This is a genomic window from Dyella tabacisoli (assembly GCF_003350925.1).
In the GTDB taxonomy this organism is placed as follows: domain Bacteria; phylum Pseudomonadota; class Gammaproteobacteria; order Xanthomonadales; family Rhodanobacteraceae; genus Dyella_C; species Dyella_C tabacisoli.
This window is the reverse complement of record NZ_KZ857174.1, coordinates 493,487-516,184: the sequence shown is the minus strand read 5'-3', so window position 1 is coordinate 516,184 and position 22,698 is coordinate 493,487. Positions and strand designations below refer to the sequence as shown.

General features: G+C 59.1%; 18 protein-coding genes and 1 tRNA gene. 2 read left to right on the top strand and 17 right to left on the bottom strand.

Features of this window, described 5'->3' with window-relative positions; translation table 11 throughout:
- The 9 genes from pheT to uvrB all read right to left on the bottom strand — a co-directional run bounded on the left by pheT (position 1) and on the right by uvrB (position 9,782).
- Positions 1-2,367, bottom strand: a complete 2,367-nt coding sequence (pheT, locus tag DVJ77_RS06315) for a phenylalanine--tRNA ligase subunit beta (RefSeq protein WP_114844605.1) — start codon at positions 2,365-2,367, stop codon at positions 1-3.
- 105 nt (positions 2,368-2,472) lie between these two features.
- Entirely contained in the window at positions 2,473-3,468 is a 996-nt protein-coding gene (pheS, locus tag DVJ77_RS06310; RefSeq protein ID WP_114844604.1) for a phenylalanine--tRNA ligase subunit alpha, read from the bottom strand.
- A gap of 119 nt (positions 3,469-3,587) precedes the next feature.
- Positions 3,588-3,947, bottom strand: coding sequence for a 50S ribosomal protein L20 (gene rplT, locus DVJ77_RS06305; RefSeq protein WP_017463630.1), 360 nt, complete (start codon positions 3,945-3,947; stop codon positions 3,588-3,590).
- Positions 3,948-3,963: 16 nt separating this feature from the next.
- Positions 3,964-4,161, bottom strand: coding sequence for a 50S ribosomal protein L35 (rpmI, locus tag DVJ77_RS06300; protein ID WP_114844603.1), 198 nt, complete (start codon positions 4,159-4,161; stop codon positions 3,964-3,966).
- 255 nt (positions 4,162-4,416) lie between these two features.
- Positions 4,417-4,959, bottom strand: a complete 543-nt coding sequence (gene infC, locus DVJ77_RS06295; protein WP_114844602.1) for a translation initiation factor IF-3 — start codon at positions 4,957-4,959, stop codon at positions 4,417-4,419.
- 27 nt (positions 4,960-4,986) lie between these two features.
- Positions 4,987-6,888, bottom strand: a complete 1,902-nt coding sequence (thrS, locus tag DVJ77_RS06290) for a threonine--tRNA ligase (RefSeq protein ID WP_114844601.1) — start codon at positions 6,886-6,888, stop codon at positions 4,987-4,989.
- A 187-nt stretch (positions 6,889-7,075) separates the two neighbouring features.
- Entirely contained in the window at positions 7,076-7,522 is a 447-nt protein-coding gene (locus tag DVJ77_RS06285; RefSeq protein WP_114844600.1) for a CopD family protein, read from the bottom strand.
- A gap of 79 nt (positions 7,523-7,601) precedes the next feature.
- Positions 7,602-7,676, bottom strand: a tRNA-Val gene (locus DVJ77_RS06280).
- A gap of 87 nt (positions 7,677-7,763) precedes the next feature.
- Complete coding sequence (gene uvrB, locus DVJ77_RS06275) at positions 7,764-9,782, bottom strand: excinuclease ABC subunit UvrB (protein ID WP_114844599.1); 2,019 nt, start codon at positions 9,780-9,782, stop codon at positions 7,764-7,766.
- Between the two features lie 154 nt (positions 9,783-9,936).
- Here uvrB and DVJ77_RS06270 point away from each other — a divergent pair, with 154 nt between their 5' ends.
- Entirely contained in the window at positions 9,937-10,497 is a 561-nt protein-coding gene (locus DVJ77_RS06270; RefSeq protein WP_225427846.1) for a GspH/FimT family pseudopilin, read from the top strand.
- 75 nt (positions 10,498-10,572) lie between these two features.
- On the opposite strand, the gene DVJ77_RS06265 is transcribed toward DVJ77_RS06270, so the two are convergent.
- On the bottom strand, positions 10,573-11,061 hold the full coding sequence (locus DVJ77_RS06265) for an Lrp/AsnC family transcriptional regulator (protein ID WP_114844598.1): 489 nt from the start codon (positions 11,059-11,061) through the stop codon (positions 10,573-10,575).
- Between the two features lie 55 nt (positions 11,062-11,116).
- Here DVJ77_RS06265 and DVJ77_RS06260 point away from each other — a divergent pair, with 55 nt between their 5' ends.
- Positions 11,117-11,653, top strand: a complete 537-nt coding sequence (locus DVJ77_RS06260; RefSeq protein WP_114844597.1) for a nuclear transport factor 2 family protein — start codon at positions 11,117-11,119, stop codon at positions 11,651-11,653.
- A 134-nt stretch (positions 11,654-11,787) separates the two neighbouring features.
- Here the strand turns inward: DVJ77_RS06260 and DVJ77_RS06255 are convergent, their stop codons facing one another.
- The 7 genes from DVJ77_RS06255 to DVJ77_RS06220 form a co-directional block, all read right to left on the bottom strand.
- The gene (locus DVJ77_RS06255) at positions 11,788-13,065 is read right to left on the bottom strand and encodes a DUF418 domain-containing protein (protein ID WP_162791386.1); all 1,278 of its coding nucleotides are present in this window, start codon (positions 13,063-13,065) and stop codon (positions 11,788-11,790) included.
- Positions 13,066-13,347: 282 nt separating this feature from the next.
- Positions 13,348-14,073: a FadR/GntR family transcriptional regulator gene (locus DVJ77_RS06250; RefSeq protein WP_114844595.1), complete on the bottom strand. Its 726-nt coding sequence runs from the start codon at positions 14,071-14,073 to the stop codon at positions 13,348-13,350.
- Between the two features lie 305 nt (positions 14,074-14,378).
- Positions 14,379-15,584, bottom strand: coding sequence for an alpha-galactosidase (locus DVJ77_RS06240; protein WP_225427845.1), 1,206 nt, complete (start codon positions 15,582-15,584; stop codon positions 14,379-14,381).
- 94 nt (positions 15,585-15,678) lie between these two features.
- On the bottom strand, positions 15,679-17,535 hold the full coding sequence (locus tag DVJ77_RS06235; RefSeq protein ID WP_225427844.1) for a glycoside hydrolase family 35 protein: 1,857 nt from the start codon (positions 17,533-17,535) through the stop codon (positions 15,679-15,681).
- A gap of 75 nt (positions 17,536-17,610) precedes the next feature.
- Positions 17,611-20,445 carry a TonB-dependent receptor gene (locus DVJ77_RS06230; RefSeq protein ID WP_114844593.1) on the bottom strand — a complete coding sequence of 945 codons (2,835 nt, stop codon included), beginning with the start codon at positions 20,443-20,445 and terminating at the stop codon, positions 17,611-17,613.
- 669 nt (positions 20,446-21,114) lie between these two features.
- Positions 21,115-21,648, bottom strand: a complete 534-nt coding sequence (locus DVJ77_RS06225; RefSeq protein ID WP_114844592.1) for a hypothetical protein — start codon at positions 21,646-21,648, stop codon at positions 21,115-21,117.
- Between the two features lie 168 nt (positions 21,649-21,816).
- Entirely contained in the window at positions 21,817-22,698 is an 882-nt protein-coding gene (locus tag DVJ77_RS06220; RefSeq protein WP_114844591.1) for a LysR family transcriptional regulator, read from the bottom strand.

The window sequence follows — 22,698 nt, the reverse complement described above, 5'->3', positions numbered from 1 at the left end:
TCATCCTCGCAATCTTGCCTTGCATGCTTTCTCCAACGCAGCGACCGCTTCCCCTACGCATTGGTCGGCGTCAACGTCGGTAAGGGTGCGTGAAGCGTCCTGTAAAATCAAGCCCATAGCGAGACTTTTTCGGCCCGCCTCGACCCCTTTGCCGCTGTAGCGGTCAAACAGCCGCAGCTCCTTGAGCAAACCGCCAAGGCTGCCACGCACGGCATGCTCGACCTGGACCCAGCTCACCTCTTCCGGTAAATCCATGGCGATATCGCGACGCACCGAAGGGTAGCGCGGTACGGGTAGCGCCCTGGGCAGACGGCGGGCCAACAGCGGCTCCAAAGCCAGCTCAAGCACGTGCACATCGGGACCCAGATCGAGCGCCCTGGCCAGTTGCGGATGTAAGGCGCCGAGATAACCGACCGTGCCGCCATCCCGCGCCACACGTGCCGCACGCCCTGGGTGCAACCAGCTCGGCAAGCCGTCGGCGTGCACCGACCAGCGTTGCGGCTCACCGCCCCAGGCGATCAACGCATCAAGGTCGCCCTTGAGATCATGAAAGTCCAGCATGCGGGCCGGCTCGCCCCATTGCTCCGCACGCGCAGCACCGCTGGCGACGATGGCCAGACTGGGCGTTTCGGTTTCACCAAACACGCGAGCCAACTCGAACAAGCGCACGCGCTCTTGCTGACGTGCGCTGTTGTGGCGCAAGGCCTCGATCAAACCCGGCAGCAGCGAGGGACGCATGACCGCCAAGTCCGCTGAAAGCGGATTGAGCAGCGGCACCAAGTGCTCGCTGAAACCCCACTGCGTAAGCAGCTCCATCGAGACAAAGGAAAGATTCACCGCCTCGTAATAGCCGCGTGCCGCCAGTTGTTCGCGCACCGCCAACTCATTGAGGCGACCTTCCGGCTCAATCGCCAGGGTCAGCGCCCCGGCAGGGGTATACGTTGGAATGTTGTCGTAACCGAAGATGCGTGCAACCTCTTCGATCAGGTCCTCTTCGCGCTCGATGTCGAAACGGCTGCTTGGCGCTGTGATACGCCAGCCATCCGCCAACGACTCAACCTTCATACCCAGCGCCGTGAAAATGCGCACTACTTCTACGTCGGCCACATCCACGCCTAGTACGCGCTTAAGACGTGCGCGACGCAGGATGACCGCGGCTGGTGGTGGCAGGTCAGCCAGATTCTCGGCGATCAGTACCGGTCCGGCCTTGCCACCGGCAATAGACAGCAGCAATTCTGTGGCGCGCTCTAGCGCACGGCGTGGCAGCTCCGGGTCCACGCCGCGCTCAAAGCGATGCGAAGCATCGGTGTGCATGCCTAGCTTGCGCGCGCGCCCCATGATCGCCGCCGGCGCAAAGTGTGCGGACTCCAAGAAAATATGCTGCGTGGCGTCGGTAACGCGGGAATCAAAGCCGCCCATCACGCCCGCTACGGCTAGCGGATGGTGCTCATCGGCGATCAAGACGAAGCCGGCATCCAACTTGGCTTCGCTGCCGTCCAGCAGTTTCAAGGTCTCGCCAGCGCGGGCATGCCGCACCACGATGTCGCCCTGCAACTTATCGTTGTCGAAGGCATGCATCGGCTGGCCAAGCTCCAGCATCACGTAATTGGTGATATCGACCACCGCACTGATCGGACGCAAACCTGCACGACGCAGCCGCTCGGCAAGCCACAACGGCGTGCGCGCGGCCGGGTCGATACCCTCGACGATACGGCCGAGGTAGCGTGGGGCATCGGCACCCGCCTCAAGCCGGATACCACGGCGCGCCTCACTGGTGACAGTGATGTCCGCCTGTGCCGGCACCTTCACCGTGCTGCCGAACAGCGCCGCGACGTCATGGGCCAGACCCACCAGGCCAAGGCAGTCGGGGCGATTGGGCGTGAGTTTCAGTTCGATGCTGGCATCGGGCAAACCAAGATAGTCGGCCAGCGACTGGCCGACCGTGGCCTCTGCCGGCAACTCCAGCAAGCCGGAAGCATCGTTATCGATACCCAGCTCTTTCGCCGAACACAGCATGCCGAACGATTCCACTCCACGCAGCTTGGCCGCCTTGATGGCCATGCCGCCCGGAAGGTTCGCACCTACGGTGGCCAACGGTACCTTGATGCCGACGCGTGCATTCGGCGCACCGCACACAATCTGCAACAACTCGCCCCGCCCCGTATCGACCTTGCACACCTGCAAGCGATCCGCTTCGGGATGTTTTTCGGCGGCAATGATTTCAGCCACCACCACACCGGCCAGGCCTTCACCCAGCACAGTCAACTCTTCTACTTCCAGCCCTGCCATGGTCAGCGCATGCGCCAGCGCGGCGCGATCGGCCTTGACCTCGACTAACTCACGTAACCAGTTCTCAGAGAATTTCATGTTGGGAAGCCGGGAATAGGGAATGGAAACAAGGGGTGAGAAAACCGCAAGCCGCGATGCACTGGCGTTGCCGGCTTGCCACTCCCGATTGACGATTCACCGCCATCAAGCAAACTGCTTCAAGAAACGCAGGTCATTCTCGAAGAACGCGCGCAGATCGGAAACACCGTAGCGCAGCATCGCGAATCGCTCGACACCAAGACCAAAGGCAAAGCCGGTGTAACGCTCCGGGTCGATGCCGCAGTTCTTCAGCACGTTCGGATGCACCATGCCGCAGCCAAGCACCTCCAACCAACGAGTAGAGCCGTCTTCTGCGTCCCAGCGAATATCCACTTCGGCCGATGGCTCGGTGAAAGGGAAGTAGCTGGGGCGAAAACGCATCTCGAAATCACGCTCGAAAAAGGCGCGAATGAACTCGGCCAGCGTGCCTTTCAAATCGGCGAAGCTGGAGGTCTCGTCAACCAGTAGCCCCTCGATCTGATGGAACATCGGCGAATGGGTTTGATCTGAATCGCTGCGATAAACCTTGCCCGGCGCAATGACGCGAATCGGCGGCTGCCGCCCCTGCATCGAACGAATCTGCACCGGTGAGGTATGCGTGCGCAGCAAGCGTCCATCGCCAAAATAGAAGGTGTCGTGCATGGCCCGCGCCGGGTGATGCGGCGGAAAATTCAGCGCCTCGAAGTTATGCCAATCGTCTTCGATCTCCGGGCCATCGGCGCGCTGGTAGCCCAGCCGCGCGAAGATCGCGGCGATGCGCTCCAAGGTGCGCGTGATCGGGTGGATACCGCCGCGCTCGCCATCACGACCAGGCAAGCTGATATCGAGCTTCTCCGAAGCCAGGCGGCGATCCAGCTCGGCTTGTTCGAGCGTGTGCTTGCGCGCGGTTAGCGCATCGGCAAGGTGATCCTTGACCCGATTCACCTCGGCGCCGCGTGCCTTACGCTCATCTGGAGCCAAGGCACCGAGCGCCTTCAATGCGGCGGTAACGATGCCGCTCTTGCCAAGCAGACTCACGCGCAGCGCATCGAGCGCAACCAGCGTGTCTGCTTTTTCGATCTCGGCCAACGCTTGGGTAACGCGGCTTTCCAGGTCGTCCATCAGTGCGATTCCGGCTGAGGTCCACAAACAAAAACGGGGAGGAGGCTGTGGCCTCCTCCCCGCTTGCTTTACATCTTTAATCTGGCGCGGCGCTTAACTAAACGCGACGCACCGGACGGTCAAGCGGCCAGACTGGCCTTGGCCTTCTCTGCAATCGCGCCAAACGCCTTGATGTCGTGCACGGCGATGTCCGCCAGCACTTTGCGGTCGACCGTGATGCCGGCCTTGGCCAAACCGTTGATGAGACGGCTGTAGGACAGACCGAACTGACGGGCGGCAGCATTGATACGCACGATCCACAACGCGCGGAACTGACGCTTGCGCTGCTTACGACCGATATAAGCGTACTGACCAGCCTTGATGACGGCCTGGTTAGCAACGCGGAAGACCTTGCGGCGGGCATTGTAATAGCCCTTTGCACGACCGATGATTTTCTTGTGACGACGACGAGCGGTAACACCGCGCTTTACACGAGCCATGGTTTATCTCCCCGCCTTACAAGTACGGCAACATGCGAGCTACACCCTTGGTGTCGCAAGCTTTGAGATGATTCGTAGCACGCAGGCCGCGCTTACGCTTGGTCGACTTCTTGGTCAGGATGTGTGACTTGAAGGCGTGACCGCATTTGATTTTGCCGGATGCGGTTTTGCGAAAACGCTTCGCCGCCGCCCGGTTGGTCTTGATCTTGGGCATGGAAATGCTCCATAGGTGGGGAATAACCCCCGGTTTCTGACTGATCTGGCGGTGGCTCCTTAAAGCCACACTTTCCGTCCTGCCGGGATCGGTTCACGACCCGTCCATAGGGGTCGAACCGGCGATTGTACGGGGGAACCCACGTAAACGCCAGCAATTAATGCAGCAAGGCCCTCCCCTGGCGGGGAGACATCACCCTGGATAAGCGGGTTGGCAGCCCAAAACCAAACGGCAGCCCGAAGGCTGCCATTAGCTTTACTGCTTTTTCTTCGGTCCGATCATCATGACCATCTGACGGCCTTCGAGACGCGGGAACGACTCGACTTGACCGCTCTCGCCAATGTCTTCCTGGATCTTTCTAGCCAGATTCTGGCCCAGATCCTGATGCGACATCTCGCGACCGCGGAAGCGAATGGTGACTTTGACCTTGTCACCCTCCTCAAGGAAGCGAAGCATATTGCGCAGCTTGATCTGGTAGTCGCCCACATCCGTTACCGGACGGAACTTCACTTCCTTGATTTCGACCTGCTTTTGCTTCTTCTTGGCCGCCTGGGCCTTCTTCTGGGTTTCGAACTTGAACTTGCCGTAGTCCATGATGCGGCAGACCGGCGGATCGCCGTTGGGCTGGATCTCAACCAGATCCATGCCGACCTCTTCGGCCAGGCGCAAGGCCTCGTCACGGGTGAGAATGCCTAGCTGCTCTGCATCAGCGCCAATCACGCGTACGCGCGGGACGCGGATTTCGAGATTACGGCGATTGCCCTTGTTGTCGGTGGTTGCGATACCACTATCCTCCAGAAGAAATTGATGACGACCGTTCGGCGATTAGCGCCGGCTTTCGGTCTCCAGACGCTCCATGAAGGCGGCCAGCGGCATGCTGCCCAGATCTTCACCGGAACGGGTACGCACTGAAACGGCCCCCGCCTCCTTCTCGCGGTCACCGACCACAAGCAGGTAAGGCACTTTTTGTAACGTGTGCTCGCGGATTTTATAGCCGACCTTTTCGTTGCGCAAATCGGCCTTTACGCGGAAGCCTTTATCGACAAGGGCTTGCGCCACTTCGCCAGCATAACCGGCCTGCGCGTCCGTAATACTGAACACCATCGCCTGCACTGGCGCCAGCCAAGCTGGCAGCAGGCCTGCGTGATGCTCGATCAGGATACCAATGAAACGCTCCATCGAGCCCACAATGGCCCGATGCAGCATCACCGGGTGCTGGCGCTGGCTGTGTTCGTCGACGTACTCGGCGCCAAGGCGCTCGGGCATCATCGGGTCCACCTGCATGGTGCCGACCTGCCAGGCACGGCCGATCGAATCTTTCATGTGGTACTCGATCTTGGGGCCGTAGAAGGCACCCTCGCCCGGCAGTTCCTCCCAAGCCACGCCGACACTCTGCAATGCGGCGCGCAAGGCATTCTCGGTGCGATCCCACACCTCATCGCTGCCGATACGCTTGTCCGGGCGCAGCGCGATCTTCAGTGCGATATCGGCAAAACCGAAATCGCTGTACACCTTCATCGCCTGAGCATGGAAGGCAGTCACCTCGGACTCGATCTGCTGCTCGGTGCAGAAGATATGGCCGTCGTCCTGGGTGAACGCGCGCACTCGCATGATGCCGTGCAGCGCACCGGATGGCTCATTGCGGTGGCAGCCACCGAACTCGCCGTAGCGCACCGGCAAATCGCGATAGCTATGCAGGCTGGTGTTGTAAATCTGGATATGACCCGGGCAATTCATCGGCTTCAGCGCATAGGTGCGCTTCTCCGACTCAGTGAAGAACATGTTCTCCTGGTAGTTATCCCAGTGCCCCGATTTCTTCCACAGACTCACGTCCATGATCTGCGGGCCGCGCACCTCCTGGTAGCCACTGGTGCGGTACACGTTACGCACGTACTGCTCCACAACCTGCCAGATCGCCCAGCCGTTCGGGTGCCAGAACACCATGCCTGGCGCTTCTTCCTGCTGATGAAACAGATCCAGAGCCTTGCCGATCTTGCGGTGATCGCGCTTTTCGGCCTCTTCCAACTGAAGCAGGTAAGCCTTGAGGTCTTTGTCGTTAAGCCAGGCAGTACCGTAGATGCGGGTCAACATCGCGTTATTGGAGTCGCCACGCCAATAGGCGCCAGCCACCTTCATCAGCTTGAACGCGCGCAGCTTGCCGGTGTTGGGCACATGCGGGCCACGACACAAGTCGGTGAACTCGCCCTGCGTATACAGCGACAGCGCCTCGTTAGCCGGAATGCTTTCGATGATCTCGGCCTTGTAAGCCTCACCGAGCCCGCGGAAGAACGCCACCGCCTCATCGCGCGACTTCACGCTGCGCGACACCGGCAACTGCTCTCTGACGATCTTTTCCATCTCCGCTTCGATCTTCAGCAGATCGTCGGGGGTAAACGGGCGCTCGTAAGCAAAGTCGTAGAAGAAGCCGTTGTCGATCACCGGACCGATGGTGACCTGCGCACCCGGATACAGACGCTGCACCGCTTGCGCCAGCAAATGCGCGGTGGAGTGGCGCAGAATTTCCAGCGCCTCGGGGCTTTTCTCGGTAACGATCTCAAGACTGGCGTTGTGATCGATGGAGTAACTGGCATCGACCAGTGCGCCATCCACCTTGCCAGCCAAGGTCGCCTTGGCCAGACCGGCGCCAATGGAGGCAGCCACGTCTTGCACGGTAACGGGATGATCGAACGGGCGTTTGCTGCCGTCGGGTAGCGTGATTTCAATCATGGAAACGTTTCTCTAAAAAACACAAAGGGCGCTACGCGCCCCTCAAATAGCCTGAGGCACGACAGAATCAGTGGTGAGAGTACGTAGTTGCCATGTCACACACTCGACCGGCGCAAAGCGCGGGCCACCTTGCCTCTGATGGACGGTATAGCGACGCAGTCTAACCCAAACTGTGCTTGTGCAACTCTTAGAATGGCTTGGCCAGCACCAGGTAAATCACCGCCAGCAACAACAGGATCGGCAGCTCGTTGAGCAAGCGCAGTGTATTCGATGAGGGCAAGGTCCCGCCCTGCGCGCTCCGCCTTACCAGGCGACCGGCCCAAATAAAGTAAGCCAATAGCAGCAGCACCAGGCCAAACTTGGCGTGCAACCAGCCCGGCTCGCCGAAGTTCGGCAAGACACCCGGAAACAGCCGCCAGCCTTGCCACAGCGTGAGGCCAAACAAAAATGCCAGGCCAAACATGATGCGTCCAAAGCGGAATAACCGCAGCCCCATCAACTCCAACCGTGCTTGCACGGCCGGTTCGTCACGAGTTTCGGCGATATTCACCAAAATTCGCGGCAGATAGAACACCGTGGCCACCCAGGCCATCACGAAAAGCAAATGAAAACTCTTGATCCACAGGTAGGCCATGACTCTCCCCGCCGAAAGCAACAGATTCAATAAAAAAAGAAACGGCGCGAACCCGAGGGCCGCGCCGTTTCGTCGGTATTGGTGGGCGGTACAAGGATCGAACTTGTGACCCCTACCATGTCAAGGTAGTGCTCTACCGCTGAGCTAACCGCCCGAGAGCCGCGAAGAATAGCAAAGCTCCCGCCACGGACACAAGCCTGTTTTGCCAATGTCGTGCAAGAAAGCTGGCTGACGGGGCCACTCATCGCAAGGCTTGTTCCCGCAGCTTGTGGATTTGGTCACGTAGCTTCGCCGCATCCTCGAACTCTAGATTCTCGGCATGCTTGTACATTTGCGCCTCCAGCTTTTTCATCATGCTGGCGGCCTGATCGCCGCTTAGCGCCAGGTATTCCGCGCCCTGCTCCGCCACCGCCTTGGTTCGCGAACCCTTGCCGCGACCGCGCGAGCTGCCTTCACTGCGCGCCCCTTCCATGATGTCGGCGATACGCCGCACCACCGACTGCGGCGTGATGCCATGCTCAGTGTTGTAGGCCACCTGCTTTTCGCGGCGGCGTGCGGTCTCGTCCATCGCCGCCTGCATCGAACGGGTCACCACGTCAGCGTAGAGAATCGCCTTGCCACGCAGGTTGCGCGCCGCACGGCCCATGGTCTGGATAAGCGAACCGGTCGAGCGCAGAAAGCCCTCCTTGTCCGCATCGAGGATCGCCACCAGCGACACCTCCGGCATATCCAGACCCTCGCGCAGCAGATTGATGCCGACCAGCACGTCGAACTCACCCAGGCGCAAGTCGCGAATGATCTCCACGCGCTCGACTGTTTCGATATCCGAGTGCAGGTAACGCACGCGCACGTTGTGCTCGCCAAGATACTCGGTGAGGTTCTCGGCCATCCGCTTGGTCAATGTCGTGACCAAGACACGATCGCCCATTGCCACGCGCTTGTGCACCTCGCTCAACAAATCGTCGACCTGAGTACGTACCGGACGCACCTCGACTTCGGGATCGATCAGGCCCGTCGGGCGCACGACCAGCTCGACCACCGCATCGCCGGACTTCTCCAGCTCGTACGGCCGTGGCGTCGCGGAGACATAGATCGAACGCGGCGCGCGCTGCTCCCATTCCTCGAAGCGCAGCGGCCGATTATCCATCGCCGAAGGCAGCCGGAAACCGAACTCCACCAGCGTCTCTTTGCGCGAGCGGTCGCCTTTGTACATCGCGCCAAGCTGCGGAATGGTGACATGCGACTCATCGACCACCAGCAAGGCATCCGCGGGTAGATAGTCGAACAAGGTAGGCGGCGGCTCGCCGGCTCCACGCCGAGTGAGGTGGCGCGAATAGTTTTCGATGCCTTGGCAGTAACCCACCTCGGCCATCATCTCGACATCGAAGCGTGTGCGCTGATCCAGCCGCTGCGCCTCGACCAGCTTGTTGTCCTTGTACAACTGCTCCAGCCGCTCCTTCAGCTCGACCTTGATCGTTTCGATAGCATTCAACACGCTCTCGCGCGTGCTCGCATAGTGGGTACGGGGATATACCGTATAGCGCGGCACCTTGCGGATGGTCTCGCCGGTAAGCGGATCGAATAGCGACAGGTTCTCCACTTCGCCATCGAATAGCTCGATACGCAACGCCTCGGTTTCCGATTCGGCCGGAAACACGTCGATCACCTCGCCACGCACACGATATGTGCCGCGCCGCAACTCCAGCTCATTGCGTGAATATTGCAGCTCGGTCAATTGGTGAATCAGCGCACGCTGCTCGATGCGCTCGCCGCGCGCCAGAATCAAACGCAGCGAAAGGTAATCCTCGGGGTCGCCCAGACCGTAGATCGCCGACACCGTCGCGACAATCAGCGAATCTTTGCGCGACAACAACGCCTTGGTCGCCGCCAGACGCATCTGCTCGATATGCTCATTGATCGAAGCATCCTTCTCGATGAAGGTGTCCGATGACACTACATAAGCCTCTGGCTGGTAGTAGTCGTAATAGCTGACGAAGTACTCCACCGCGTTATGCGGGAAAAACTCCTTGAATTCGCCGTATAGCTGCGCCGCCAATGTCTTGTTTGGCGCCAGCACGATAGTCGGCCGCTGTATCTGCTCGATGACCTTGGCGATAGTGAAGGTTTTGCCCGAACCCGTGACACCCAGCAAGGTCTGTCCGGCAAGGCCGGCCTCGAACCCCTCGCTAAGACGCTGAATGGCCTGGGGCTGGTCGCCGGCGGGCTGATAGGGGGATACGAGTTGGAAGCGATCGGTCATGGCACACATATGTGGGCGTGGAACCTCATTCTAAATCGCCCATGCTGACAACGCTTGTCAGCAGTATCTGACGCTACGCCAGCCTGATGGCTGCTGCCGCGGCGGCCAGGGCTACGCCTAGCATGATCCTCCAGCCACTTAGGGAGGCGATGCAATGGACATGCTCACCGGACCAAGCAGATTCCGCAGAAATCGTGGCGCCACGCTGATCGAGCAGATCATGGTGCTGACGATACTGGCGACACTGACCTGCGTAGCCCTGCCATCCCTAGGCTCTGTGCTCACACGCAATCAACTGCGAACCGCACAAGCAGATTTCATCGCCGCCTTGCAACATGCACGCGGACTAGCCGTGCATACCGGCAGCCGCACCATCTTCTGCCCTACTCGCGACAGCCATAGCTGCAGCGATGAAATACAGTGGGGCGGCGGCTGGTTGCTCGGCCATAACCGGCAATACAAAGACCAGCCGGACGGCGCCCCATCACGGGCCGGGCACAGCCATGGCGAACAAATCAACATTCTCGGTACCGCCGGCCGGCGCCGCATCCAATTCCAGGCCGACGGCAGCGCCGGCGGCAGCAATATCACCCTGCTTCTTTGTGTCCGCGGTAAGTCCGACCAGGCCCTGAGCGTAGTCGTATCCAACGCCGGCCGGATTCGTGGCGCCCGTGCAACGGCCGATCAGGCAGTGCGCTGCGCGGCCACCTCCTGATGACAGGACAAAAAAAGGCCTCGCATCACTGCAAGGCCTTCTCAAATATGGCGCCCTAAGTTGCAACCAACTTAGTCAGGCAAGTGCATCGCTCTCGGAAATCGGCATGGCATGCCGTGTTTCGTGGTTGAACACGACGGATGTTTCAACGCGTATCACTACAGCGTGCCGATTGAAATGTTGCGAAATGATTTCCTTCAAGTGCTCCATATCGCGAACAGCTACGTGGACAATCAGATCAAACCGGCCGGACACCAGAAATACGCCACGAACTTCTGGAACTGCGGCCGTTGAACTCAGAAACGCGTCAACGACTCGGCCTTCGAGCTTGCCCAGCTGCACGAACAGAACAGCTCCCAGAGCGAAGCCGATCGCCTGAAGGTTCACCTCAGCGTGCGCCCCCATAAGGACGCCGCGTGCCCTGAGTGATTTGATGCGCTCATGACAACTTGATGGTGCGAGGCCCACAGCTGCCGCGACCTCTTTATTTGATAGCCACGCGTTCTTCATCAAAAGCCGAAGAATGGCGAAGTCTATTCGGTCAACATCCGCCTCTATAGCCATATTTACGAAATATATTCGATTGACAGTAGTGACACTCTAATATCATTCTATCTATATGACAAATAAACGAATTTTTACTCAAAAGAACGCTCCCCTGTGCGTGCAACGGGGCAACGCATTCCTTGCCTCGATGGCGTTTGCGTTGGTGCTCAATGTCTCGGTCCCGGCCGCCTGTTATGCCGCGCCGCAAAGCCAAACCCAGCCACCAGTCACATCGAGGGATGTGATTGGGCAGCACTTGATGGCCAAAGAGAGATTGAGCTGGGAGTTAGCAATAAAGCGAGATGCAGCTTCCTACAAAGCTTTCCACGCGCCAGATTTCTTTACGGTCTCAGGAACAGGCGCCGCGGACAGAGTACTCAGCGAGGCTTCTGCCATGGATGCGAATATTCAGTTTGAGCAATGCGATCTTTCAGGATTCGACATTCACTACGTTGCAGAGAACGCAGTGCTTATTACTTACCTTGTGAAGGCATCGGGGCTCGATCATGGCAAGGCATTCCAACTCGACAGTCACGCTTCGTCCTTGTGGATAAAACGCGACGGAAAATGGCTCAACGTGTTTTATCAGGCAACTCCCGCAACCCAGTGAGTAAGGTTCGTCAGATCAAACCCACCGGTGCTCAGACGCGCTCTACCAGACGCTACCGACACGCCGCGGCTATGCAACAAAGTCCACCGCCCGAAGCGGACTTACAAGCAAGGTTAGGTACAGCGAAAGCATCCTCATCTAGGAGATGAAGACCAAATCGGCTGGCGCAGATAGGTCAGGTAACGCCACAGCCATTCCATCGGACCGTAGCGATGGCTGCTCAGCCACCAGCGGCTGAGCAGCAGCTGCAAGATATAGAACACCAGTACATAGACCACCTGCCATGCACGCGAAAAGTATCCGGCGAGACCGAGACCGTAGCCATAGAACAGCCAGGTGCCGAGCAGCGACTGCAGCAGGTAATTAGTCAACGCCATGCGCCCAGCCGGTGCCAGCCAGGCCAGCACCCGCGCGCCGCGCGGGTGCTGCAACCACAGCACGATGACGCTGAGGTAGCCCAGGCACATCAGCATACTGGCGATGTCCATCAGGCTTGTGCCGATGCCGACTCGCAGCGTGCTTGCGCCGGGAATGGTGGTGACGCCGCACCAGGCGCTGCACAGTGCGAGCAGGCTGCCGAGCGGCAACGTCAAAATCAACATGCCGCGGAAAAACGGTAGATGGGCTTGCGGTTTAACCATGCGACCGGAACGGATCAACCACGCGCCGAACAGAAACACGCCGAGAATCTGCATGCCACCTATAGCCATCCATGGCAGGCTTTTAATCATGTCCTGGGCGCGCTGGCGCGACATCGCCGCATAGCTGCCGTGCCGCTGCAGTTGCTCCGCTGCCCCCACTTCGGTCAGCCACTTCTGATGGGTTTGCTCGCGCTCGTGCATTTTCTCGGTGTATGCCGCAGGGCTGCTGTGCAGAGCGTGGTACGTCGTCGCCAGGCCGACCGCGGACATCAGCACCGGCACCAGAAACAGCAGCAGCGCAAAACGCCATAGCCAGTTCAGTCGCATGCGCCGAAAACCGAGCAACAGTACAAAGGCGACCAGGGCGTAATTCATCAGCACGTCGCCGCCCCAGATCAGGCAGGCATGGATCAGGCCGAATCCCAGCAAGGCCAGGCTGCGTCGCAGATAAGGCCGCACGAAGTCGCGTCCGGCGCGCTCAGCGCGGGTCATCATCACCGCGAAGCCCATGCCGAACAACAGGCTGAACAGAGTCCAGAACTTGCCCTGCACGAAGGTATAGATCAGCCAGCCGGCGGCGTAGTCCAGTCCGCGCAGGTTCGCCGGCACGCTGCCGTCGAGTGCTGCCAGCGGGCGCACCATGTAGTCCACATTCATCAAAAAGATGCCAAGCAAGGCGAACCCGCGCAGCACGTCCAATGCCTGGATACGTTCGTCCAACGGCACCGACGGCAAGGCATCCGCGCCAGCGATCTCCCCAGAAGCTTGCATGCCCTCCCTCCCTCGCACACCGGCGACTATCGCCGAGATGGCCGTGCGCATACTGGAGCCTCGCCACAGGTGCGACCAGCAAGCCAAATGGCTTAGATCGTCAGTACTGGTATTCGCTGGTCAGATACTTCGTACGAATCGTAGCCGTTAGCTTCGGTGGTGATCGGCGCGTCATGATCGCGGGTCAAATGTCAGCCCGGCTCGGTCGCTCCGTTCGAGTCGGGTCGTACTGATGTGCGCAAACAGGTATTGGCATGTCTGCTCTCCCATGCAGGCGAGTCATCACGCATGCGCCTTCTTGCGTGCGCGACTGCGATTGCGCTGCAGGTTCGACTGGGAGTCCGCGATCATGGCCAACATAGCTTTGCGCGCGACGTCTGGCTGCTTGCGGCGAATAGCTTCCAGCACCTTCTGGTGATGTGGCAACGAATACTTGAAGTTACTCGCGGTGCGCGCGGACAGTACGAAGAACGTGCCAAGCGCGCTCTCGACCACCGAGAACAGCGATGACATCAGTTCGTTGCCGGCGGCCTGCAATACGGCATCGTGGAATTGCAGATCCGCTTCGGCCCACGCGTCTAGCGTCTGTGCCGCATCCATCGCTTTATAGGCCGTTTCGATATCCGCCAGTTGTTCCGCCGTGCGGCGGCGCGCAGCGGCGGCGGCGGCAGCCGGCTCGATGATCTCGCGCATCTCCACCAGCTTGTCGACGAAATCGTCGGTGGGCATGGAGGCGCAACGCCAGGTCAGCACATCAGCGTCGAGCTGATTCCAGAAACGTTCTTCCAGTACGCGCGCGCCTACGCCGGCGCGCGACTCGATCAGCCCCTTGGCGGAAAGTACCTTCATGGCTTCGCGCAAAGCGGTGCGGCTGACTTGCAGGTTTTCTGCGAGTGTTTCTTCACGTGGAAGCACCTCGCCCGGCCGTACTTTCCCGCTCACGATGCGCTGACCAATCTCTTGCATCACGTGTCCATACAGATTGCGAACGGCGTTCGGCTTCCTCATGAAATGGGCTTCCTCGTGATGCTGCTTGCCGCGAGCGACACGTCCAGGATGTGCTTTCATCGACACCGGACATTTATCATACAAATAAACTATAAGTACTTCATTGTGAACTTGCCAGATGCCGTAGACCTGTACCGAACCAGCCAGAGTTCGACTTTGCACGGCTTGCTTCGGAACAGACTTATCGCCATCTGATCGTTTACAAGTTCACCACGCAGTTGCCCAACTGAATGCTTACCGCTCGTTGGACGAAAGCTTCAAACGCAAGGGACATCCATGCTCCCTTGCGTCTTTATGCATCGACCTTACGGTGCAGAAATCCGATACATGACGGTCGCATGAGGCTCCAGGCGCAGCTTGACGGAGCCGTCGCCCTGCGTGTCTCGGTGCTGCCAAAGATCGCGCATGCGGTACTTGGCCGATGCCGGCAAGCCAAGCTCTTTGACGCTCACGGCAACATCCTGCGCGGCGTCCGCTTCGTTGAACACTGCAACAGCGCGGCTACCATCCTTGAGCGGCTTGACTATCACGTGGATGCCTGAAGCATCGCGTACGCGCTTGCCCTGCACGCCTAACGAATCCTGATCCACCGCAATCACTTCTTTGTTGAGCAAAATCTCCAAGGCGTCGGGCTTGATCTTGCGTATATCGGTACCGATCAGTAGCGGCGCGGCCATGATCGCCCACAGACTGAAATGGGATCGGTACTCTACGTCCGTCATGCCGCCGTTGCCGACTTCGAGCATGTCGGGATCGTTCCAATGGCCGGGGCCGGCATACGCATCCAGCACCACATTCTCTTTGAAGATCTTCAGCATCGAGGCGTATTTGTCACTGATGTCGCCGGTGGTACGCCATGAGGATGCACCGATGGCGGGATCTTTCGCCCACAACCATGGCTTGTTCTCGCCCCATTCGCAGAGGCTGTAGAAGATGGGCTTGCCGGTCGCGCGAAGAGCCTCACCCATCGCTTGATAACGCTGCTTGGCCGGTACCTTCTGGTTGTTGCAATTGTCGTATTTCAGATAGTCAGCGCCCACCGAGGCAAAGAACGCCGCATCCTGTTTTTCGTGACCGAGGCCACCGGGGAAGCCACGATTGCGCTCGTTCGGTTCGCAGGTATTGGTGCCGGCACTGGAGTAGAGACCAAAGGCAAAGCCGCGTGCATGGATATAGTCGGCAAGGGCTTTGATGCCGTGCGGAAAACGCGTGGCATTGGCGGTGAGGTTGCCGTCCTTATCGCGCTTCCAGCTAGCCCAGCAATCGTCGATATTGATGTGCCGGTAACCCGCGTCGCGCAGGCCGAGGCTGACAAACTTGTCAGCGACTTCGCGAATCATCGTTTCATTGAATTCGTCGCGACAGTGCGTGGAGTTCCAATTATTGAATCCCATCTGCGGCAGGTCGGCGTTGAACTCGATCTTCTTGCCTTCTTCTGCGCCGGCGGCGGTGACGAATACACAAGCGGACAACATCGCCATACAGGCCATCGTTGAGGTGGTGCCTTTCATCGAGTTTCTCCAAGTAGCTGCAATTCAAAGAGGAAGCATGCGTATATGCCGGTACCTGGCGTCACGGCATGACAGGTTGTGGACGAAAGTCGCTTCAAGGCGCTGCTGACGCTGGCGCATCCAGAACAGGTTGTTTCAATGTCCGCAGGGTGGTGTGGTCGGTGCCGAACATATCGAACACGATGAGCTGGTTGCCTTCGTTCTTGAGCCAGGCGCCGGGGACGTACAAGGTGCGTTGCGGGCCGATTTTCCAGGTGCGCCCTAATGCCCGGCTGTTCAACCAGACAAAACCTTTGTTGAGTCCGGCGGTGTCGAGGAACGTATCCGCTGACGCACGCCCCGCCGCAGGTGCGCGGAAGCTTCCGCGATAGAAGCAAGGGCCATGCAGGCACGGCCTGCTGCTGTAAGTGAATCCATCGACGTGCGTCAGCGGCAATGAGTAGATCTTCCAGTCGTGCAATGCCTCACCGCGCAGGGCGACCTCGCCAGTAATGCCTTTGCGCTCCTTGAGCATCTCCGTGCTGAAATTGATGCGGCCGGCATTCTCGACCAGGATGTCCAGGGTATCGCCCTTGGCGAGCTTGACCGCCAATGTGTCCTGCTTCAGCCGGCGATCCAGCGTGCCGATCAGTACCTGGTTCACGTAGATCGCGGCGTAGTCGTGTAACCCGTGGATCACCAGATCGCCAGGCCGGTCGGCAGCGATAACTTTCCGATACAAGATGTAACCGTAAGCCTGATCGAGATCTTCCATGGTGCGCGGTTCGGATGCGCTGACCGGTGCCGGCAAATTGTTCCAGAGCGAGGCCGACTCGCCGAGCTTGATGTCATCGATCGCCTGAGTCGCAGGTGTCGCCGGCACGGCCGGTGGCGTAACTCCTGCGGCGTCGGCAATCGCTTTGCGCATGGCGAAGTATTTCGGCGTCGGCCGGCCACTCTCATTCAACGGTGCGTCGTAGTCGTAACTGGTAACGTCAGGCTGATAGCTCTCGTTGTCCCAATTAGCACCGTTCATCCAACCAAACGAGGTGCCGCCATGAAACATATACAGGTTGACGGAGTAGCCGCGCTTGAGCATCCAGGACAGCTCTTCCGCCTCGCGCCCGGCATCGGCGGTTTGATGGGGCGCGCCCCAGTGATCGAACCAACCGGCCCAGTACTCTCCCGCCATGTATGGCCCTTGCGGCCTGCGCTTCTCGAACTCGGCGAACTTTTTCTCCGCGTGGCCCGTACCGAAATTAATCACCTGGAGTTGGTCGGCCAGCCCGCCCTTGCCTGGATCGGTATTGTCCGAGGTAAACAGCAGCGACTTGTCGAAACCGCTCTGTATCAATAGCTGACGAATCCCATCGAGATAGGCATGATCGTCGCCGAAACTCGCGTACTCGTTCTCCACCTGGACCGCGATGATGTTGCCGCCGTTGGCGAGCTGCAACGGCGCGAGCTGCTGCCCGAGACGATGCAGCCAGCGCTCTGCCGGTTGCATGAAAGCCGGATCGAGCGAGCGGAGGTTGGCGGGCTTGTCCTTCAGCAGCCATGCGGGCAATCCGCCGAGCTCCCATTCCGAGCACACATAGGGACCCGGACGGAGAATGACGTACAAGCCTTCCTTCTGTGCCTCGCGGATGAATTCGGCGACGTCGTTCTGGCCGGAGAAATCATAGGTGCCGGGTGTGGCTTCGTGCGCGTTCCAAAACACATACGTGGTGATCGTGTTGAGGCCCATGGCCTTCGCCATCTTCAGGCGGGCCGGCCAGTATTCGCGTGGAATGCGCGGGTAATGCATTTCTCCAGAGATGATACGGAACGGTTTGCCATCGAGCAGAAAGGTGCCGTGATCCATGCGCATGGCGTGGGCTTCTGCGCGCACCGCTGGTGTACCGGCAAAGCTTGCGGCACACATCAGCGCAAGACAGAGACCGGCCGATGCGCGCAGCAGTCTTCGCGTCATCGAACGAAGTAGCAAAGAGTTTGTTGTAATCATGAATGTATGTCGTCCCATCAGTGGCCATTGGCCGCAGGTGCTTTACCAAGAGGCCCGGATACCGGACGAAATCGTCCTGCCGTTGATTTCCGCATATGACGGCCGGTTCGAATAGACCTGGTACTTAGAGACCTTTTCGCGCGTCAGATTAGTGGCGTCGAAGAACAGCGACACGTTATCCATCAGCTTATAGCTCGCGCTCATATCCAACTGTCCGTAAGCCTTGACCGTGGTCGGCTGGCTCTCGTCGCCGGAGATGGTTTCCAGATAGGCATCGCGCCAGTTGTAGGCCAGGCGTACCTGGAATGGACCCTTCTCGTAATAGCCGCTGACGTTGGCGGAGTCGCCGATACCTGGAACCGCGAATTTGTGGCCGCCTGCGATATCGCTAGCGCTGGCGGACGCACTGCTGGAAACGTGGGTGTAATTCGCGGAAACGCCCAGACCATCGAACGGTGCAGGCAGCCAGGTCAACTGATAGGTGGCGGCAGCTTCGACGCCCTTGATAGTCGCCGAGTTCAGATTGATCGGCCGGGTCAGGTCGAAGGGAAAGCCGAGAATCGTGGTCTTGGTGGTGACCAGGGTGGTGAAGTTGCTCACCTTCTTTTCGAAACCGCCGATCGCCAGATAGCTGGTGTCCGAGAGATACCACTCCAGCCCGAGGTCGTAGTTCTTCGACGTATAGGGTTTCAGCTCCGTGTTGCCCGCGGTCACACCCTGCGTCGCCGGCCGGAAGTTGTAACTGGTGGCGGCAGAGAGATTGCTGAGATCCGGGCGGGTGACGGTCTTGGAGACAGCCGCGCGAAAGATGATGTCGTCGCGCAGGCTCAACTTGAAATTGGCCGAGGGCAACCAGTTGGAGTAACTCCCCGTCGCCGACACGGGGGCGAGTGAGCCATAGGTCGGGATCGCATTGCTGGTGTCGTTCGGGTTCACCGTAATGGCGGTCAATGGCACCGAATAGGCGCGCGAGGTGGTGTCGGTCTGGCTGTAGCGCAGGCCGACTTCCAACGTCCATGGCTTGGTCATCAAGCTGCCCTGGAGATTGGCTTTGGCATACGCGGACTTGGTGCGTTCTTCGACCTGGCTGTAGCTGGTCGCATCCGGCCTGGCCGTGAAGCCGCCGCCGTTCGCGGCCAACGCCGCGGCGAAGGCGGCGGGATTAGGCAACTGGTTATAAGCGGCCGGGCTCGCCAGATAAGCCAGCAGCTTGGGAACGTCGTAGGTCAGCCATTGGGTGGGGTAACCCGGCGAGATGCCGTTGACCATCGTGCCCGCGTTATAGATGCGCGCGTTGATGCTGCTGCCGGGAATGGCCGCGACGTAACCACAGTACTCGCCGCATAGCAGGCTGTTCGGCGTGCGCCAGTTCACCTCTGTCTTGGTTCGCTTCAAGCCTTCCGCACCAAAGTCGAGCTGGGCCAGCATGCCTTCGGAGAAGCTTTTGCCGAGATGGAGCTTGCTCTGCAAAATGCGGTCACTGGTATTGGGCGACTCGCCACCGAGCGTGCAGCAATGCGCGCGCAGGCTCGACGTATCGGTGGTCGAAATGAGGTTGCTGTAGCTCGGCATCTGCGACGAGCCGTTGTTGGTCCACACCGGATTGACTCCGATGTTGCGGGTGCCGACCACAAAGAAGTAGCTGTCGGCCGATGCCTTGTTCCAGGCGCGCGACACCGCCGTATCCCAGTCGATGACAGTGGAGTTGTTGATCTGGTAAGCGATGTTGAGCCCGGTCTGCTCGTTGTAGGCGTTACGGGGGTTGCTTTCCTCGATGTAGTCGTTTGCCAACACGCCGGTATGGCCGCGTGTGTAGCTCAGTGCGGTGCCATTGGCATCGGCGGTAAGCGCCTGTACATCGCTGGTATTCATGTACGAGCCAAACGCGTGATACTTCGAATCGATCTTGTAGTTCGAAATCATCGTGTCGAGCTTGACGGTCAGGTTCTCGATGGGCTTCCAGTCGATGGCGCCGCTAATGCCGCGCCGAGTACGGGTTTGTACGTAATCCGAGCCGGTCAGCGTCTGCGGCAAGGCTATATTCGTATAGGCTGGATTGATCTGACTGTAGTTGAGACCAGTGATCCAGCCCTGGGTATTCATGGACTGCTCGCGGTGATCGCGCCGGTCGTACATGCCCGCAATTAACCAGCCGAAGGTGCCGTCCGCATTGGTATTGCCCAACAGCATCGACGCACGCGGCGTGATGCCGCCGCTGGGGCTCGCCTTGAGGCTGTCGTTGACGCCGGCAAGGCTGGCCGATGCATGAAATCCTTTCATGTCCAGCGGACGTGCCGTGATGATATTGACGGTGCCGCCGATGCCGCCCTCGGCCACGTCCGCCGATGCGGTTTTCCTCACCTCTGCGGTGCTTATCAACTGCGAAGGCAGTACGTCGAAATTGAATGCGCGGTCCGTGGCGTCGGTGGCCATCGTGCGGCCATTAAGCAATACGTTGACGAAATCGGGACCAAAGCCGCGCACGGTGATCCGGCTGGACTCACCGCCGCCGCGATCCACGGCCACGCCCGGTACACGCTGTAGGGCATCGGCTACGTTAGGGTCGGGAAATTTGCCGGCCTCTTCAGCCGAGACAGCATCTACCACGCCGGTCGCGTCTTGCTTGATCGCCTGCGCCCGGCGAATGGAGGCGAGTTGCCCGGTGACGCTGACACCGTTCAACTGCACCACGTCCTTGGCGTTCTTCTTCTCCTTGGCCGAGTCGGCTGGCGGAGTTCCCTGAGTTGCCGCTGCGGTGGTGCCGGATGATGCGGCCGCATCTTGTGCAAATACGTTGTTACAAGTCGCTGCGCCAGCGATAACCGTTACTACAAACAACGCCTGCTGGATCGAGCCCGCGAGAATATATCGTTGCATTCCACTCCCCTTTGGTCAGTCGGCTGCACGAATTGGTCGTTTGAATGTTTCAGTGGTATCGCTGCACGGTAAACATCACCGCAGCCCCTTCGGCGCAGCGAGGTAAATCAGCACCCATGGTGCCTTCCCTTCATCGGATGCTTGCTAGTCGAATCCAGACCGGATCCAACGATCCATTTTTCAATAGTCTATTAATCATACAAATGCGATGTACGGACGGATCATTGGATGAGCGAACCCGCAGATCAAGCTGCGCCGCAACATCGCAACGTTCTGTTCGCGAGGGCATAGCGGCACGGCGGGGACATTTGTGATGAGTGACCGTCGAGCAGCCCAGCGAGCCTGTGCGTTGGTTCTATGAACGGACGAAGCCCGCGTTTGATGCGCGGCGCCAAGCGATGCGATGGGAGTGAGGTCATGCCGGGCTCTGAGGTCCACCGCTACTGAAGATGGGCGAGCGACCCAGCAACGGCGCGGTTCTGTGAGATAAACACGCAGTCGCCGTTGAAAAACAAAAAGGGCCTACCCGAAGGTAAGCCCTTGAATTTTGGCGCCCGAAGTTAGCGCCAACTTGGCAGCGAACAGCCGATGCCTATTTCGGCTCAAATCGCATGCTCGCTGGGTTGCTAAATCGCCACCCTCTCAGCAATGACCTGCTTACCGAACGCTTTACTGCAAGCGATTGACCCATTGGGGATCGGTGACAGCGGCCACCGCCTGAGGCCACATCTGCAATGCCTTGGCTTGATTCGACTGCGAGCGATTATCCCGTTCTCCATCACCATTAGCGGTGGCTGTTAGGGCAGTGGTATCCATCGTCCGGGCTTGCAGCGTAGCCGCGGATGCCGGATGGCTCGCATAGAGCTTCAAGCTCGAACTCTGATAGACCAGCACAGCATTGGACGACATCGACGCTTGGTCATGCGGCTTCGCTACGCGCCCCGCATCGGAGCCGATAGGCAGGACGATGACGTCAGTGCCGGCGGTGGCTTCAATGAGTCGTACCTGGCCGATCAGGTCGTTGACCTGAATATAGGTCAAGCCCTGATCGTTGTAGACGTAAACGTGCCAATTCGGATTAAGACTGACATCCAACAGGTTCGGCTTACTGCTGCCTAACGGGCCGGCGTCGGTCGCTTCGACAGCGAACGAGGCCACGATTCCAGTGAGCAAAGCAACCTTGAGAAATTTCGGCAACAGCATGTATTTCTCCCTGATTAGTAAGAGCTGAATGCAGCCCTTAGCAGGACAACATAACGACTCCTATGTTCCCTGGGGCCGACGGACGTTGGCTGGACGAATGGCTATGCCTGCGCCAACCGCCGTGATCGCCAGGCCTATCCCGCGTCATCTCGCGCACCCCAATTCTTGTCACGAGAGTCGTAGCGCGTTCACTAGCGCAGACAGCGCAGAAGGCTGATGCTGGCGACTGGGATAGTACAAAAAGAAGCCGGGAATCGGCGGCGTCCAATCTTCCAGGACACGGATAAGCCGTCGCTTAGCGATGTCCTCTGCCACCTGCTCTTCATAAACGAAACCGAGGCCTGCTCCAGCGAGCGCCGCCTGAATCACTAAGTGGGTATCGTCGATTATGAGCGGGCCGTTTACGCTGATCGTGACCGACTGTCGTCTGCGCTCGAACTCCCATCGATATGGGCCGCCCGGAAGGCGTAGTGTTATGCATCGATGATCACTGAGATCCTTCGGCTTTTGCGGAAGGCTTCGTGACGAAAAATAGCTAGGCGATCCCACTACAGCCAGTCGCAACTCCGGCGTGACGCGCACTGCGATCATGTCCTTCTGAATGTACTCGCCGAGCTGAATACCGGCATCGAACTCGCCCGCAACGAGATCTACAGGACCCGTCACGGTGACAACGTCAAGAACGATGTCGGGATAGGCCTCAGCGAATGCCGTGAGCCGCGGCAGCAATACCATTACGGCGGCCGAGCGTGACATCACAATTCGAAGACGGCCCGCAGGGCGGCGCCGGACGCTACGCGCCCTGTCTAGGGCCAGAGCTATTTGCTCAAGCGCCGGAGACAGATCTTTCAAGAGAGCGGCCCCTGCAGCGGTTGGCGCGACGCTCTTCGTTGTCCGAGCGAGAAGATGCAACTCGAGCCGCTCTTCGAGCCCACGAATCGTGTGGCTCAACGCAGACTGCGAGACACCTAGCTTTGCCGCAGCTCGAGTAAAGCTTCGTTCTCGGGCAACCATCGCAAAAGTAGCGAGTTCGTTCAGTTCGTTTCTCAT